We start from the raw sequence: 17,862 nt of genomic DNA on the forward strand, positions 1-17,862 counted from the left end.
AAAAATGAAAAAAACACTATCTTTTCTAATGATGTGTTTTCTTTTTTCTGGAGCGCTATTTGCTCAAGATTTAGAAAAATCATCTAAAATTCTCAAATCAAAATCAGACCAAAACGGCAAACCTACGTTTGTTGTATTTAAAAAAGACAATACTTACAGTCTTCAAAATTCAAATCAAATTTTTCAAGATATTTTAACTACTGATTCGCGAAATAGCTTTCAGTTATTAGAATCAACTAATGATAAACTTGGAATGAATCATCAAAAATTCCAACAATATTTTGAAGGCATTAAAGTGGAGTTTGCTACCTATACATTACACGGTGAAAATGGGAAACTAAGCTCTATGAGTGGTGAATTTTATGATGTTAAAGAAACTAAAGCCCCTACGTTAAGTAAAGAGCAAGGCTTAAACAGGGCTATGCAGCACCTTAATGCTTCCAGTTATTTATGGGAAGATGCTGCTGCTAGTAAAGAATTAGGCTACGAAAAGCCCGAAGGAGAATTGGTGTTATTACCTATGTTTGATGCTGCACCAAATGCAAAGTCTGAAGACAAAATGAAATTGGCTTATAAGTATGAAATCTTTACAATTGTACCACTTGGAGGAGCAGATGTTTATGTAGATGCAAATACAGGAAAGGTATTATTCTATAATAATAGAGTAAAACATTATGACAATTTTGGTCATGACGGAAGAAAAGCAATAACTTCTAAAAAAGCTCCATTTGTTGGTCCTTTAGAAGAAGCTGAAGAAACTGCTTTTGTAGCAGGTACTGCAGCAACTAGATATAGTGGTTCTCAAACTATTGAAACAACAAACACAGGTTCTAACTATACCTTGAATGATGCATCAAGAAAGGTTTATACTAGAAATGCTAATAATTTAGCTCCTGTAGGAAATTCACTGCCTTATATTACTAATTATAGTGAATTTTCAGATAATGATAATAATTGGACTGCTGCAGAATACAATAATAACGACAAAGACAATGCGGCATTAGATGCGCATTGGGGAGCCATGAAAACATATGATTATTGGGACCAAGTTCATGGTAGAAGTAGTTATGATAACAATGGTGCACAACTAAGAAGTTATGTGCATGTTGATAATAATTATGATAATGCTTTCTGGTTTCTAAATGTGATGTCTTATGGAGATGGAAGTTCAAATGGGAACGAAGGAAATGGTTATTTTGATGCGTTAACGTCTATAGATGTTGCAGCTCACGAAATAGGTCATGCTGTTACAGAATACACAGCAAACCTTGCATATCAAAGAGAATCAGGTGGTATGAACGAAGGATTCTCGGATATTTGGGGAGCAGCTATCGAGCATTTTGCAAAAGGAAATGGAAACGATGCAGCACCAAGTTCGGATATTTGGCAAATTGGAGATGAGATAGACAGAAGAAGTGGTTCGGCTGCGTTACGTTCTATGAGTAACCCAAAATCCTTAGGTCAACCAGATACTTATGGAGGAACTTACTGGCAAAATCCAAATTGTGGAACGCCAACAAACAATAATGATTATTGTGGTGTTCACACTAACTCTGGTGTTCTTAATCACTGGTTTTATTTATTAACTGCTGGTGGTTCTGGTACAAATGATGTTAATGATAGCTATAATGTTTCAGGAATAGGCATTAGCAAAGCATCAAACATCGCTTACAGATTAGTAAGTGTCTATTTATCAGCAAACTCAACGTATGCAAATGCAAGAACTTATGGAATTCAAGCTGCAACCGATTTATATGGAGCAGGTTCACAAGAAGTTATTTCAACAACAAATGCATTTTATGCAGTAGGTGTTGGTAGTGAGTATGTACAAACATGTAGTTTAGCTGCGCCTTCTAACCTTGCAGGCTCAAGTATCAATGATAATGGATTCACACTATCTTGGAATTCAGTTTCTGGAGCTGGATCATATACTGTAACAGTTAATGGATCTTCAAATAATACCTCTGGAACATCATATGTAGTTACTGGTTTAAACCCAGGCACAACGTATTCAAGTTCAGTTGTTGCTAATTGTTCTTCTGGAGGAAGTGGAACGTCATCAAGTACAAGTGTTACAACAACAGGCACAGCACCATTAAATTATTGTGCATCCAATGGAAATAATGTTTCTGACGAATATATAGGAAGAGTACAATTAGGAACTATTAACAACACCACTGGAGCTTCTTCAGGAGGTTATGCAGATTACACGTCTATTTCAACTAATTTGACAAAAGGTAATTCTGCAACTATTACTATTACTCCAACTTGGACAGGAACCCTTTATAACGAAGGCTATTCTGTGTGGATTGATTATAATAAAGATGGTGATTTTAGTGATTCTGGAGAACAAGTTTGGACGAAATCAGCGTCAAAAACAACTCCAGTTAGTGGGGCATTTACAGTACCAACAAATGCAGTAAGTGGAGCAACTAGAATGCGAGTATCTATGAAATATAATGGAATACCAACATCTTGTGAATCTTTTTCTTATGGAGAAGTTGAAGACTATACGGTAAACCTTGTTACAGGTGTGCCAGACACAACTGCACCAGTTATTACATTAACAGGAGCATCAAATATCAATCTAGAAGTTGGCGACACCTATAATGAGTTAGGAGCTACTGCTACAGATAATATAGATGGTAATTTAACATCAAGTATTGTTATTACTGGAACGGTTAATACAGCCTCAGCAGGAACTTATACAAGATATTACAATGTAAGTGATGCAGCAGGAAATGCAGCAACACAACGTACAAGAACTGTTAATGTAACAGTACCAGCTGATACTACAGCACCCGTTATTACATTAAATGGTGCATCGACAATTAATTTAGAAGTTGGCGACACCTATAATGAATTAGGAGCAACAGCTACAGATAATGTAGATGGTAATTTAACATCAAGTATTGTTATAACTGGAACGGTTAATACAGCTTCAGCAGGAACTTACACAAGAAATTATAATGTAAGTGATGCAGCAGGAAATGCAGCAACACAACGTACAAGAACCATTATTGTAACGCAACCATCTACAGGAGGTTGTTCAGGAGGCATTTCTTCTTTCCCTTATTCTCAAGGTTTTGAAAATACATTAGGATCATGGTCTCAAAGTACGAGTGATAATTTCAATTGGGCATTAAGATCAGGAAGTACACCTTCTAGTAATACAGGACCATCTAGTGCTTCGGCAGGTTCATATTATGTATACATGGAATCTTCATCACCAAATTACTCAACAAAAAGAGCTATTTTAAACTCACCTTGTTTTGATTTAAGTGCTGCTACACAAGCCACATTTGAATTTAAGTATCACATGTATGGAGCTTCTTCTATGGGAAGTTTAGCATTAGAGGTAAGTGATGATAATGGGTCTTCTTGGACAAGTGTTTGGAGTAAATCTGGAAACCAAGGAAACTCTTGGCAAACAGCTAGTGTTAATTTAGCTTCATATATTGGAGGCTCTGTTCAATTACGCTTAAATGGAGTTACAGGAACTACCTGGCAAGGTGATATGGCTGTAGATGCTGTTAGTTTATCTACTGGTGGAGGAACAAACCCAACATGTTCTAACGTAACACTTTCAATTACTTTCGACAACTATCCTGAAGAAACAGCCTGGAGTCTTAGAAATAGTTCAGGAACAACAGTGGCATCTGGAGGAACATATGGGTCTCAAGCAGATGGTTCTACGTTAAATATTAATGTAGGATGTTTGGATGATGGTTGTTACGACTTTGTAATAACAGATACATATGGAGATGGTATTTGCTGTTCTTATGGCAATGGTTCATATACTTTAACAAATGCTGATTCTGGAGCTACATTGGCTTCTGGGGGATCGTTTACAAGTTCTCAAACAACTAATTTCTGTTTAGGAGGTTCTGGAGTATATCAAGGAATTAATTCTAGTACCATTTCAGAGAATCCAAATCAACGCTTTAAAGTGTATCCAAATCCAGTAAATCAATTATTAAATATCGAATTACTTGGTTATGAAGCTCAAAGTTTTGAAGTGAAAAACATGCTAGGACAAACTGTTTTAAAAGGACGTTATACATCTACTATCGATGTGTCTAAGTTTGAAGCTGGTGTTTATATGTTACAATTAAACATTGGAGAGAAAACTAAGGTTACAAGGTTTATTAAGAAATAATCCGAATATTCATTCAATTAAAACAAAAAGTCCAGAGCGAAAGCTCTGGACTTTTTTTATTTTTTTGTAATCAATAAGAAAATGAAATGCTGTATTGTAAGATCTTTTTAAATATGAATAATCTCATGATCTTGAAGTAAATCATCACCACGTAATCTTAAGAAAATTTGAGCTACTGCAATGGTGTCTTTTTCGCAATAAACTATAATTCTGTCTATTTGATTTTCTTCGTAATACACACGATACACTTCACTACCATCAATATCGTCTTTTGGCGAAGGAATGCCTAAAATATTAGTTAATAATTTTAATGACGTATAATGTTTGTAATCACCAAATTTCCAAAGTTCTAATGTATCCAGATGAGGTACTTCCCAAGGTTTTTTGCCGAAGAGATTCAGTTTATAAGGTAGTTCGATATTATGAATTATCATGCGTCTGGCTATATAGGGAAAATCAAATTCTTTGCCATTATGAGCACACAGAAGATGTTTAGTCTGACTGAAATGTGAAATCAACAGGTTTTTAAAATCTTTTAAAATTTTAGTTTCTTCTCCATAAAAAGATGTTACTCTAAAATTCCGAATATCTCCTTGATTTTTAAAATACCCGACAGAAATACAGACTATTTTACCAAATTCGGCCCAAATACCTGCTCTGTTGTAAAACTCTTCTGCAGTAAATTCGTCCTTTCTTTGATATTGGGTTTTATGTTCCCAAAGGGCTTGTTTGGTTTCATCTAAATCTGAATAAAGCTGTGTTTCAGGAACGGTTTCAATGTCCAGAAAGAGAATGTTTTCAAGATTTAATTTATCAATCATTTTGTTAACTACTTAACGGTCAGATAATAAAGTTACGCATTGTTTTCCAAATATTCCAGAAATTCCTGCAGCAATACCACCTATAATTCCAGTCACTAAAGTTAAAAGATAGGCATTGCCACCTAAAGGCAAAAGAACAGCAATCTTTTTAGCGAGTACAAAATCGTTGGTATTACTTAGCCAAAGAGCATAGACCATCCAAAAAAGTGTCGTTGCTAAAAAGGGAACCACAAAAACAGCTACTCGTTTTAAACTAATAAACAAACTTGTAGCAAAAGCTGCAACCATAATAGACCACCAAGGTAAAATTTGAGAAAGAATACCTGCGATTATAATTGTTGCTATAAAATTGATTGTGTTTTTCGTCATGATTAAGGAGTTAAAGTTTGGGTTGAAATGACACCTTCCGTATTATTTTGATCTTGAATAAAAAGGGCTTTAAAATACTCTCCAACGGCCCAACGGTCAATAAAATTATCGTAATATTTGCTTCCTGGATTTCCAGATTGTCCACCAGGATAGATTCCTAATGCTGTTGGAGGCGAGGTCATTTCAACTATCATTCGCCAGGATGGCCCCCAATTTTCAGCTGCTGCATTGACCGTATTTCTATCTCCGCCAATAGGTAAATTGAATCTTGAAAATGCTGGTAACCCTTGTAATAAATGTCCAACATAAGTGCCTTTATAAGCTTGCCAGTTATAATTTCCATGGATTTTTTTCCATTCGGTAAGCTCCTTAACAGTTTCTTTAAAAGTAATTAAGAATAAATCTTTAGCTGTTTCTTTTTTAGGAGTTTCTAGAATATCCATAAAGTCATCTTCAGGATAATGTTTAAACATATAAATAGTTTGATAAGTGTAAGGGTCTATCAAAGCTGTGTTGTCCAAATCAAATTCATCCCAAGTTAAAGGATAGAGTTTCTTCCACCATAAATCCCAGATACTTGGAGCGATTTTATCGATATCACTATTAAAATCCCAGGCTTTAATAGTGTTTAAAAGCTCTAATTCTCCTTGGTCTAAACTAGAGACATCCATGTTTTCAAACATGTATGGTAGTAATTCCGAAGCTTTTAAATTGTAGTTGTTATTCTGTAGGTCTTTAAAATCTTGTATGTTAAATGTGTTTTTTGAATTGAAGAAATTGTTAATCACACGATTTCTATAAGTTTCATAACCATCATTAAAAATGTAAAAGGGATAAGATTCATCTACAGGATGCTGATTGGCAGAACTCACAAAACCACGTTCAGGATTTTTGCTATAGGCATTGTTGCTAATCGGAATAAAACTCTGCCAGTCGTGTTCTGGATTACTACCATCCATTAAAAATTTCCCTTGTCCTTCCCATTTATTAGGAAATAAACCTTGAATCCAAATAGCTATATCTCCACTAGTAGAAGCAAATACAAAATTTTGTGCTGGTGCCACCCAATGTTGTAATGCTTTTAAATAATCGTCGTAATTTTTAGCTGTATTTAAATCGATTAAAGTGCGTTGATTATTACCACCAATATGTCCAACCCATTTCATAGCATAGCCTTCTTTTTCGCCATTTCCCTTAAAGGTATGATCGTAACTTACTGGTCCATGATGGGTGTAAATAACAGAATCTAGATAAGATTTTTTACCATGTATTTTTATTTCTTCAACCTTAATAGTCGTATTTTTCCAAGTATTATTGTATTTGTATTGCACTCTGTGTTCATCTTTAAACTCAATCTTGTACCAATCTTTCACATCTCTTGTGGCATTAGTTTCACCCCAAGCAATATCTGTGTTAAATCCAGAAACCACACCTAATGCTCCAGGTAATGTTGCACCATAAGCATTGTGTTCTGGAGTTGCCAATTGCATCACAAACCAAATAGAAGGTAAGTTGAGTCCTAAATGTGGGTCGTTTGCAAGAATGGGGTTTCCTGAATATGATTTTTTACCAGAAACAGCCCAATTATTACTTCCATTGTTTGGGTCTGGTTTTATCATAGTTTCTGCAATGGAATCTAAAGGTAATTCGCTTTGCGGTGTTTTGGTTATTGGTGTGTCAATATAGCTCCAGTCTGTTTTTTTTGGAATGATAGGATCGGTTATATCAAAGAAATCGGGATACAGTAAATCAAAACGTTCTTTCCCAAGCAATCTCAAAGCATTGGTATATTCTAAATCTTCATCTCCACCACATAACATATCTGTCATGTACATCAACAAATACGCAGTTTTTTTAATGGTCCAAGGTTCTGGTTTGTATCCTAATAACTTGTATTCAACAGGATAATCTTCAGGGTTTAGAGATTGAATGTAACTATTAACACCTTGGCTATAAGCTTTAAGAAAATCTATAACTTCAGGGTCGTCTTTTTCCATCTTTTTAATGGCATTTTCAGCACCATAACCCATGCCTTTTCTCCGTTGGGCTCTATCGTAATTTAAAGCTTTTTCACCTATAATTTCCGATAACCTTCCAGCTGAAGCATGTGTTTGAAACTCCATTTGCCACAATCTATGTTTGGCAGTAATGTAACCTTGCGCTCTGTATAAATCGATATCGTTTTGTGCAAAAATATGTGGGATTAGATTCTCGTCGTAATGCACCGTTACTTGATTTGAAAGACCATCTATTTGAATGGTTCCAGTTATAGATTCGTCTTGTTCGTTTTGCCAAATCCCTTGAGCTGGATTTAAAAATTCACCAATAGCAGGAACAGAGCCAAACCTAGTATCTAAAACAAAAAAGACGCCAATTAGAAGCAAAAGTGAAGCAATAAATTTGAGGTATTTCATTGAATAAAATTTTAAAAACTAAAGATAGATTATTTTGTTGAATTCGAAGTTTTAAAAAAAGTAGTACTAAAATAAAGACTGTTGTTTATAGGGATTTTCGTGTTCTAGCAACCATTGTTTTCTATGCAAGCCTCCAGCATATCCAGTTAAGCTGCCATCACTACCAATAACTCTATGACAAGGTACGACAATCCATAACGGATTTTTCCCATTAGCATTGGCTACTGCTCGAATGGCTTTGACATCGTCTAATTGTTTTGAAAGTTCTAAATATGAAATCGTTTTTCCATATGGAATGTTTAATAATGCAAACCAAACTTTTTTTTGAAAATCAGTGCCTACAGGATTTAATAATAGGTCGAAATGTTTTCTGTTTCCTTCAAAATATTCGTTGAGTTGATACACACAGTCTTGAAGGCATTCTGGAATAATATCAGTTGTTTTTTCATCTGAATTAAAAACGATAATAGATGAAATCCCGTCGTCGTCTCCACTAATTTTTGTGAATCCTAAAGGAGAATTTATAATGCAGTCTTCCATTAGTCTTCAGGCTTAATGTCGTCTATCAGTCCAAGACGCTTGGCGCGAGCTTCCCAACTTTTTCTTGCCAAAAGTTGTAAATCAGGTACATCGTCACTTTCATCCATAATTTCTAAACCTAGCAAGGTTTCAATAACATCTTCCATAGTTACAAGACCACTTACAGAACCATATTCATCAACAATTAAGGCCATATGATTCTTGCTCTCGACCAATTGTTCGAATAAACGTGGAATTGGCATGTTTCGATTGATGATGATGATGTTTCTTTTAATATCTGAAAGTAGTTTCTCTCCATTCCCAAAAGCCATTTCTTTAAACACTTCATCTTTTAATACCAGTCCAGTAATATTATCAGGATTATCAGTGAAAACAGGAATTCTTGAGAATTTTATATTGGCGTTTTCTTTAAAAAAACGTTCTATGGTTTGGTTTTCATCTTCAATAGTCATGACTGTTCGAGGTGTCATAACATCTTTAGCTAAAACCTCTTTAAAAGTTAACATGTTCTTTATAACTTTACTTTCAGATTCATGAAAAACACCTTCCTCTTCTGCTAAATCGGTCATAGCATGAAAATCTTCACGACTTAAAACACTACCATGTGCGCTACCTCCAATAAGTTTAGTTGTAAGTCTTAAAAGCCATAAGATACCAGTATATTTTAATGGGAAAATTAAAATATTTAGAGAAGTTGCAGTGAAACCTACCAAGGATTTCCAATAGGAAGCTCCAATAGTTTTTGGAATAATTTCGGAAACAATTAATATGAGTAAGGTCATGATAGCCGAGACAATACCAACCGTATTTATTCCGAAAAGCTCTAATTTATAAGGTAATTTTTCAGCTTGGATTCCAACCATCATAGCTCCTAAAGTGTGAGCTATCGTATTTAATGTAAGAATAGCAATTAATGGTTGATCGACATCGGCTTTAAGTGCTTCCAATTTGAAAGCATAATCTTTTCCTTCTTGTTTTTTAATGTTGATAAACGTTGGTGTAACACTTAGCAATACAGCTTCCAAAATGGAACATAAAAATGAAAAGAATATAGATATGGTGGCCCAAAAAATGAGTGTGCTCATTAACGTGTGTTTAGTTTCCTGCTAATTTACGAAATCAATTTCACAATATCCTTAGCAAAGTAAGAAGCTATAATATCGGCTCCTGCACGCTTTATGGCTGTAATTTGTTCCATCATCACAGCATCATGATCTAACCAACCTTTTTCTGCAGCTGCTTTTAGCATGGCATATTCTCCAGAAACTTGATACACAGCAACTGGCACATCGACTTCGTTTTTAATTTCTCTAACAATATCAAGGTAACATAAACCTGGTTTTATCATCACGATATCTGCACCTTCATCGATATCCATTTCTGTTTCTCGTATGGCTTCAAACCTATTGGCATAATCCATTTGGTAGGTTTTTTTATCTTTTGGAATATTCTTTAAATCCACAGGTGCTGAATCTAACGCATCACGAAAAGGACCGTAAAAAGCTGAAGCATATTTTGCCGAATAACTCATAATACCTGTGTTTAAATATCCTTCGTCTTCAAGAGCTTCCCGAATGCTTAAAATTCTGCCATCCATCATATCACTTGGCGCTACAAAATCGGCTCCAGCTTTGGCATGCGAAACACTTATTTCAGCTAATAAATCGGCAGTTTCATCATTTAATACCATACCGTTTTCCACAATACCATCGTGTCCATAAATGGAGTATGGATCTAAAGCAACATCCGTCATTACCAACATGTCTGGACAGACATTTTTTACCGTTTTAATAGCACGCTGCATGAGCCCTTTTTTGTTTAAAGCTTCTTTTCCAGTATTATCTTTTAAGTTATCTGGCACTTTTACAAAAAGCAGCACTGATTTTAGGCCCAATTTCCAAAGTTCTTTTACTTCATTTTCAAGTAAATCTAAACTGTAACGAAAATAATTAGGCATAGAAGCAATTTCTTCTTTAATACCTTTTCCTTCAACTACAAAAAGAGGTACTAAAAAATCGTTTGGAGAGATTATGGTTTCTCGAACCAAACTTCTAATGGCTTCGTTGGTTCTTAGTCTGCGATTTCTTCTTATTGGGTACATATTATTTTTTAAATTTAATTTTATCGTTGATAACATCTGCCTTTCTAACCATTTTTTTTGGAGCTTTAAAGCGATAGCCTACAAAAATTTGAAAAAATGGAATGGCATCGTTTACATATGAGGACCTATCTGTATTATGGTTAAGAATTAGATAATTGTAATGAATCCCCATATAAATATTTGACACATCATAAGTAATAGAGCCTCTAAAATTTAACTCTGTTACTAAGGAAGTCAAGCTTTCGTCTTCTTCAAGATGATTTTTGTCTTTGTTTTTTGAATGATTCAATCCTAATCCAGCTGAAACACCTGTTGAGAGTAATAAATTTTTAGAAGGCACAAAATTGTAGTAGTATGAAGGAGCAAAAACAATATCGTAAGAATCTAATTCGCTATTTGAAAAACCATCTTCAGTTTTTAAATTAATCTTGTTGTAATAATAAATAATACGTGGAATAAAACTTCCGGCACTTTTAATTTGTTTTTCATCTTGACTAACAATGGCTCGAAATGAAAAATTCTCATTAAATATAAAAGAAGTTGCACCACCTATTTTAAACGATTTAAACAAGGGTAGATATACGCTCACATCATTATTTTCAATATAAAATCCTTTTTCTTGATAGACATCAAAAGATTGCATCCAGTGTTTTCCAAAATAAGTTCTAAAACCTAAATTGAATAATTTAGAATCGTCATTATCTTTATTTTCGGCTAAAAAATCTGGTGCAAAAGAATATGAAAAGGTAATAGATCTAAAAGAAACAGATGCACCTATACGGTCTTGTTTATTTGGGTTTAAATTAAAAAACAAATTAGAATTTCTATCGTTAACAGTTAAAGAATTTGAGGTGTTAACATAAAAAAACCTAGCTGTTATTCTATTTGGAAAAGTTTCTTTAAACGCTGTGTGTTTTTCATAGATAACTTCAGGAATACTGTCTTGAGCCCAACAAATACTGTTTCCTAAAAGCAAAATGATTAAGTATATGTAATTTTTTACACCCAAGTTCTTGGTTTTTGTAACACGTTTATTAATTTTTCTTCTTCACTACCAACTTCAGGATGATGGTTGTAAACCCATTGCACATGTGGAGGTAAGCTCATTAAAATACTTTCGATTCTACCGTTTGTTTTTAAGCCAAATAGCGTTCCTTTATCGTGAACTAAATTAAATTCCACATAGCGTCCACGGCGAATTTCCTGCCAAGTACGTTGCGCTTCTGTAAATGGTAGCCCTTTCCTTTTTTTAACTATTGGTACATAAGCTTCTAGAAAACTATCTCCAACATCTGTAACAAAATTAAACCAATTCTCCATAGACATAGCTTTTGAAGCTTTGCAATAATCGAAAAATAAACCTCCAATACCACGTGCTTCATTTCTGTGAGAATTATAGAAATATTCGTCGCAGCGTTCCTTGTATTTTGAATAGAATTCTGGATTATGTTTATTACAGGCTGTTTTACAAGTTTGATGAAAATGTTTAGCATCGTCTTCAAACAGGTAATAAGGTGTTAAATCTTGTCCACCACCAAACCAACTTTCCACAATATTACCATGAGTATCGTACATTTCAAAGTAACGCCAATTGGCATGGACTGTTGGAACCATTGGGTTATTAGGATGAAGCACTAAACTCAAGCCACAAGCAAAGAAATTGGCGTCTTTTACTCCAAAATGCAGGCGCATGGCTTCTGGAAGTTCGCCATGAACAGCAGAAATATTGACACCTCCTTTTTCAAAAATATTTCCATTTTCAATCACGCGAGTTCGCCCACCACCTCCTTCAGGACGTTTCCAAAGGTCTTCTTGAAATTTCGCCTTGCCATCTACAGCCTCAAGTTTTGAAGTAATGGTGTTTTGTAATTCTTGTATGTATTGGTAGAATTTATCCTTCATAATGTAATTCGTAAAGCTCCATGTTTACAGGGTTTTCCCCAGGTGGTGTAAATGCATTTTCGAGTGTTTTAGTCCATTTAAAACCAGATCGTTTTGCTATATTAATACTCTTTTCATTCGTTTTATGAATGATGATTTGTAAATGTTGTAAGCCCAAATCTTCAAAAGCAAATCTGGATACAGCCTTAATACTTTGGGTTACCCAACCTTTACCTGAATATTTTTTACCAATACAATATGCAAATTCACCTTGCTTTATCTGGTAATCGAGATTTTTTAAAATCACCAAACCAGCAACATGGTTCGTGTCAATATCTTTTAGAGCTAAAGTAAACTCTGTTTGGTCTTTAAGAGCAGTATGTTTTTTTTGAATGTAATTTTTTGAATCTAATTCAGATAGGTTTTGAGCTAAAGTTTGAGGTAAATACTCTTGAAAGCTTTTGCCATTAGTAATCATTAAAGCATTTAAACTTGAAGCATCCTCAAGTTTGAGGGCTTCAAGTTTAAATGTTTCTGTTGAAAATGTCATTTTTTTTAAACGTTGTATTCCTTTACAGCATCAATAAATGCTTTAGCATTGTCTAAGGGTATGTTAGGCAAAATACCATGACCTAAATTTACAATATATTTATCTTTTCCAAACTCATTAATCATTTGATGCACCATTTTTTTTATTTCTGATGGTGGAGAAAATAATCTGGTAGGATCAAAATTCCCTTGTAATGTAATGTTGCCTCCTGTTAAGTAACGAGCGTTTCTTGGAGAGCAGGTCCAATCGATTCCTAAAGCTGAAGCGCCGGATTTTGACATGTCATTTAAAGCAAACCAACAGCCTTTTCCGAAAGCAATAACAGGAGTTTCATCTTTTAAAGCATCGATAATTTGTTGAATATATTGCCAAGAAAATTCTTGATAATCTACAGGAGAAAGCATGCCTCCCCAAGAATCGAAGACTTGAACTGCATTACAACCAGCCTTTACTTTTTCTTTTAAATATGCGATGGTAGTAACTGTAATTTTTTGAAGTAATTGATGAGCAGCTACAGGGTTTGTAAAACAAAATTCTTTGGCTTTATCGAAATTTTTAGAGCCTTGACCTTGTACACAATAACATAAAATAGTCCAAGGTGAACCTGCAAAACCTATTAATGGCACTTCGTTATTTAGTTTTTCTTTGGTTGCTTTTATAGCTTGGTAAACATAATCTAATGCGACTGTAACATCAGGAACAATCACATTATCAACATCTTTTTGAGAGCGAATAGGGTTTGGCAAATAAGGTCCAAAATTTGGTTTCATTTGAACCTCAATATTCATAGCTTGAGGAATTACCAAAATATCGCTAAATAAAATAGCAGCATCCATACCATATCTTCTGATGGGTTGTACGGTTATTTCACTTGCTAATTCTGGAGTTTGACAACGTGTAAAGAAATCGTACTTCGCTTTAATTTCCATGAATTCTGGTAAGTAACGACCAGCTTGACGCATCATCCAAACTGGTGGACGATCTACGGTTTCTCCTTTTAATGCTCTTAAAAATAAATCGTTTTTAATCATTTTCAGTTTCCGTCAAAACGGAATTATTTTAATTCAACTTAATTTTTATTAAATGGGTTTTAAATGTAATGTTCGTTCACTAACTCTATCACACTCTCTACAGTTGGAACTTTAGCAACACGAACATCTTCAAAATGTTTTTTGGCTTCCAAAGCTGTAGATTCACCTATGCAAAAAGCTATGCCATTTCCATGATTTTTCTTTATAAAACTTTGAACGGTTGAAGGGCTAAAAAACATAATACCTTCAATGTTTTCATCTACTTCAATGGCATCAAATTTTGTTTGATAAGCCTCAATTTCATTCACTTTGATGTTGTTTTCACTTAAGATTATTGGCAAATAATCTAGTCTTAAATCGCTACAAAAATAGGTTGCTTCTGTGCCATCAATATATTCAACTAAATAATTGGCTAAGTCTTTAGCATTGTTTTCAGAATGAGTTACTTTTCCAATTCTTTTCTCTACCATGCGTTTGGTTCTTCTTCCAACACAATATATGTTTTCGAAGTTCAATTCTTCTGCTGTACAATTGGTTAAAATAGCTTCAACAGCATTTTTGCTAGTAATGATCGCATTTTTAATTGGAGCTTTTAAAGTAGCAGGAGTAATACGGTTCAAGCTAATTTTAATGGCATCGTTACTTGTAGCAACAATACCTTCGTTAAATAGTTGTTCTTGTCCTTCGGTTAAAGATTTAGTAGAGTAAACATTGGTTTTTTTGTTTTGATTTTTAATACCATCCATTAATTTTTTTCCACCTCGTTCTATAATATAATTAGAACAGTATTGAGCTATATTATGATGTCCACCAAGTTTCTCTGTTCTTGTAACTTCAATTTTTTTGGTGCCATCGGGACTTAACAAGACTCCTTTAAAAACAACTTCCTCGTTTTTATTAATATACGCTAAGGCTCCAATTGGTGCTGAACAACCACCTTCGAGTAAATTTAAAAACTTACGTTCAATCGTTGTACAAATTTCAGTTTCTTCATGATTGATTTCAGCACAAATGGCTCTTATTTCTTCATCTTCTTCTAAAGCAGCGACCATGATAGCTCCTTGGGCTGGAGCAGGAATCATCCAGTCTAAATTAACTGCATCTTCTGGGGTTATTCCTAAACGACCAATACCTGCAGCTGCAAAAATAGCGGCATTCCAGTCTTGGTTTTCTTCTAGTTTTTGTAATCTTAAATTGATATTTCCTCTTAAACCAACAACTGTATGCGTTGGATAACGGTTGAGCCATTGAGCACGACGACGTAAGCTACCCGTTGCTACAATAGCTTCTTTAGAGGATAAAAACTCTTCATTATTTTTAAAGACCAATGTGTCTTTTATGTTACCACGCTTTATTACAGCTGCTTGTACAATGCCTATTGGTAAAACTGTAGGTACATCTTTTAAAGAATGTACGGCAATATCAATATCGTTATTAAGCATGGCGATATCTAGTGTTTTTGTAAAGGCACCAGTGATACCAAGTTCGTGTAGGGGTCTATCTAAAACTAAATCGCCAGTAGATTTTACTGGAACGAGTTCTGTTTGATGACCTAATTTTTCTAATAAACTTTGTACTGCTTTGGCTTGCCAAAGTGCTAATTGGCTATCGCGTGTGCCAATTCTAATTGTTTTAGACATGATTTGTGTAGGATTCTAATTGAAACACCTTTTTTATAAGTTCCAGGCTTTCATCTGTAGGAATTGCATCATCTTTTAAATGATGTGCAAAATGATTCGTTATTTTTTGAATGATATTATTGCTAATTAACTCTGCTTGTTCTTCATTAAAACCAGCTAATTTTTTACGTTGTGTATCTAATTCAGCAATTTTAAAATCGTTTAATTTTAATTTTAATGCTTTAATGGTTGGTGCAAATTTCCTAGTTTCAAGCCAAGCATTAAATTCAGTTTCTACCTCTATTATTATTTGTTTAGCAAGAGGGATTTGTTCCTTGCGTTTTTCTAAAGTTTCGTCTGTGATTTGAGATAAATCGTCTAAATGAATTAAATGAACATGCTCTAATTCTGTAACGTTTATATTTACGTTTCTTGGGATGGATAAATCTAAAATTAATAAAGGTTTTTTAGATTGTATTAAATGCTTGTCAACCGTAGGGTTTTGTGCTCCAGTAGCAACAATTAGAACATCAGATTGATTAATTTCTTCTTGTAAATTGGCATAATCTTTCACTAACAAATTAAATTTTCCAGCCACTTCTTCGGCTTTATTCTTTGTTCTGTTAATTAATGTAATATGCTCATTTTTAGTGTGCTTAACAAGGTTTTCGCATGTGTTTCTACCAATTTTTCCAGTGCCAAAAAGTAAAATGTTTTTATGGGTTATATTCTCTACATTTTTCATAATGTATTGAACCGAAGCAAAAGAAACGGATGTTGCTCCAGACGAAATATTTGTTTCAGTTTTGATACGTTTGCTAGCTTGAATCACGGCATTTATCAGTCGTTCTAAAAAAGCATTTAATAAGTTGAATTTTTTAGAATTTCTAGCACTTGCTTTAAGCTGACTAATGATTTCGAAATCACCAAGAATCTGACTGTCTAGCCCAGAACCCACTTTAAACATGTGCGAAACAGCTTCTTTCCCTTTATAAATATAAGCCACATCTTGAAACTCTTCTACAGTACCTTTGGTGTTTTCGCAAAGTAATTTGATAAGTTGGTAGGGATGTTCAGCAAAACCATAAATTTCTGTTCTGTTACAAGTAGAAGTCACAATTAGACTTTCAATTCCTGTTTCTTTGGCCTGTTGTAATAAGTTAATCTTTGCCAGTTCGTCTAAACTAAAATGACCTCTAATTTCAGCATCAGCTTTTTTATAGCTTAAACCAATAGCGTAAAAGTATGTTGTTTTGGGTGTATTCATATATTCCATACCTGACTTGGGAATTTGAAAGCAAATGTATACCTATGTTTAGATAAAAAGTAACGCTCAAAGAACTTTAAGTGTCGCTAATCGTTTTTTAACTATATTTTTTAATATAATATGATAATTATCATACTTTTGCCCTTATATCAATGCTTTTAAATAATTTAGTTTAGAATGAATCTAAATAAAATAGAATGAATTCAAGTTTTAGTGCAGAAAAAAACATCGCTAAAGGTGCTTTTTCTGAAGTGGATATTGATCAAGATTTTTTTGTTTTGACGTATCAGAATGAAAGTGGAGTTTTTGAAACTCTTGAACGTAAGATAGATAGTAGTTTTATTCAATTTCATTATTGTGTTAAAGGATCCAGTAAATTTATTTTTAATGAAGGCAAATACGCTTTAGATATTCAGGATGAGAATTCGTTACTACTTTATAATCCGCAACGCGATTTACCAATACATTTAGTAGTGAATCCACATTCATGGCTTGTTTCGATATTGATTTCTATTAAAAAATTTCACAGCCTATTTTCTCAAGAGGCAGATTATATCACGTTTTTAAGTGATGATAATAAAGATAAAAAGTATTATAAAGATGGTAAAATCTCACCTTCTATGTCTATTGTTTTAAATCAGCTGATAAATTACAACCTGAATTCATCAATAAAAAACCTGTATTTTAAAGGAAAGGCATACGAATTATTGAGTTTGTATTTTAATAGAAGCGAAGATGCTAATATAGAACAATGCCCTTTTTTAGTAGATGAAACCAATGTTATTAAAATTAGAAAAGCTAAAGATATTATTATTTCTAGAATGTCAGAACCTCCAACACTACAAGAACTTGCAGACGAAATTCAGCTAAGCCTAAAAAAACTAAAAGAAGGATTTAAAGAAATCTATGGCGATTCTGTTTTTAGTTTTTTATTCGACTATAAAATGGAGTTTGCCAGAAAGCTCTTAGAATCTGGAGGACATAATGTAAACGAAGTAGGTTTGAAAGTAGGTTATAGTACATCGAGCCATTTTATCTCGGCATTTAAAAAGAAATACGGAACGACTCCAAAAAAATATATAATGTCGGTATCTTCGCAGACATAATTTT

At 33.8% G+C, this 17,862-nt stretch carries 14 protein-coding genes; 2 read left to right on the top strand and 12 right to left on the bottom strand.

Features of this window, described 5'->3' with window-relative positions:
- Positions 1–4: 4 nt before the first annotated feature.
- The gene (locus ACI5KZ_RS05245) at positions 5–4,159 is read left to right on the top strand and encodes a M4 family metallopeptidase (RefSeq protein WP_406847119.1); all 4,155 of its coding nucleotides are present in this window, start codon (positions 5–7) and stop codon (positions 4,157–4,159) included.
- A gap of 107 nt (positions 4,160–4,266) precedes the next feature.
- On the opposite strand, the gene ACI5KZ_RS05250 is transcribed toward ACI5KZ_RS05245, so the two are convergent.
- From ACI5KZ_RS05250 to hemA, 12 genes are all read right to left on the bottom strand, one after another.
- Positions 4,267–4,980, bottom strand: a complete 714-nt coding sequence (locus ACI5KZ_RS05250; protein ID WP_109309285.1) for a 3'-5' exonuclease — start codon at positions 4,978–4,980, stop codon at positions 4,267–4,269.
- Between the two features lie 12 nt (positions 4,981–4,992).
- On the bottom strand, positions 4,993–5,349 hold the full coding sequence (locus tag ACI5KZ_RS05255) for a hypothetical protein (protein ID WP_406847120.1): 357 nt from the start codon (positions 5,347–5,349) through the stop codon (positions 4,993–4,995).
- A 2-nt stretch (positions 5,350–5,351) separates the two neighbouring features.
- Positions 5,352–7,763, bottom strand: coding sequence for a penicillin acylase family protein (locus ACI5KZ_RS05260; RefSeq protein WP_406847121.1), 2,412 nt, complete (start codon positions 7,761–7,763; stop codon positions 5,352–5,354).
- A gap of 66 nt (positions 7,764–7,829) precedes the next feature.
- A complete protein-coding gene (locus ACI5KZ_RS05265) occupies positions 7,830–8,303 on the bottom strand; it encodes a methylated-DNA--[protein]-cysteine S-methyltransferase (protein WP_406847122.1) in 474 nt (157 codons plus the stop codon).
- Entirely contained in the window at positions 8,303–9,388 is a 1,086-nt protein-coding gene (locus tag ACI5KZ_RS05270; protein ID WP_109309289.1) for a CNNM domain-containing protein, read from the bottom strand. The genes ACI5KZ_RS05265 and ACI5KZ_RS05270 overlap by 1 nt, the downstream gene beginning before the upstream one ends.
- Positions 9,389–9,414: 26 nt before the next feature.
- Positions 9,415–10,404, bottom strand: coding sequence for a porphobilinogen synthase (gene hemB / locus ACI5KZ_RS05275; RefSeq protein ID WP_406847123.1), 990 nt, complete (start codon positions 10,402–10,404; stop codon positions 9,415–9,417).
- A gap of 1 nt (position 10,405) precedes the next feature.
- Entirely contained in the window at positions 10,406–11,413 is a 1,008-nt protein-coding gene (locus ACI5KZ_RS05280) for a DUF4421 domain-containing protein (protein WP_406847124.1), read from the bottom strand.
- A complete protein-coding gene (gene hemF, locus ACI5KZ_RS05285) occupies positions 11,404–12,306 on the bottom strand; it encodes an oxygen-dependent coproporphyrinogen oxidase (RefSeq protein WP_406847125.1) in 903 nt (300 codons plus the stop codon). The genes ACI5KZ_RS05280 and hemF overlap by 10 nt, the downstream gene beginning before the upstream one ends.
- Complete coding sequence (locus ACI5KZ_RS05290; protein ID WP_406847126.1) at positions 12,296–12,835, bottom strand: GNAT family N-acetyltransferase; 540 nt, start codon at positions 12,833–12,835, stop codon at positions 12,296–12,298. The genes hemF and ACI5KZ_RS05290 overlap by 11 nt, the downstream gene beginning before the upstream one ends.
- A 5-nt stretch (positions 12,836–12,840) precedes the next feature.
- Entirely contained in the window at positions 12,841–13,866 is a 1,026-nt protein-coding gene (gene hemE, locus ACI5KZ_RS05295) for a uroporphyrinogen decarboxylase (RefSeq protein ID WP_406847127.1), read from the bottom strand.
- 59 nt (positions 13,867–13,925) lie between these two features.
- Positions 13,926–15,506 carry a hydroxymethylbilane synthase gene (hemC, locus tag ACI5KZ_RS05300; RefSeq protein WP_406847128.1) on the bottom strand — a complete coding sequence of 527 codons (1,581 nt, stop codon included), beginning with the start codon at positions 15,504–15,506 and terminating at the stop codon, positions 13,926–13,928.
- Positions 15,499–16,761: a glutamyl-tRNA reductase gene (gene hemA / locus ACI5KZ_RS05305; RefSeq protein WP_406847129.1), complete on the bottom strand. Its 1,263-nt coding sequence runs from the start codon at positions 16,759–16,761 to the stop codon at positions 15,499–15,501. Before hemA ends, hemC begins: the two co-directional genes overlap by 8 nt.
- Positions 16,762–16,949: 188 nt before the next feature.
- Between hemA and ACI5KZ_RS05310 the strand changes: the two genes are divergently transcribed.
- Positions 16,950–17,858 carry a helix-turn-helix transcriptional regulator gene (locus tag ACI5KZ_RS05310; protein ID WP_109309296.1) on the top strand — a complete coding sequence of 303 codons (909 nt, stop codon included), beginning with the start codon at positions 16,950–16,952 and terminating at the stop codon, positions 17,856–17,858.
- Positions 17,859–17,862: the final 4 nt, after the last annotated feature.

The sequence above is a fragment of the Xanthomarina sp. GH4-25 genome, assembly GCF_045363175.1.
Taxonomy (GTDB): Bacteria; Bacteroidota; Bacteroidia; order Flavobacteriales; family Flavobacteriaceae; genus Xanthomarina.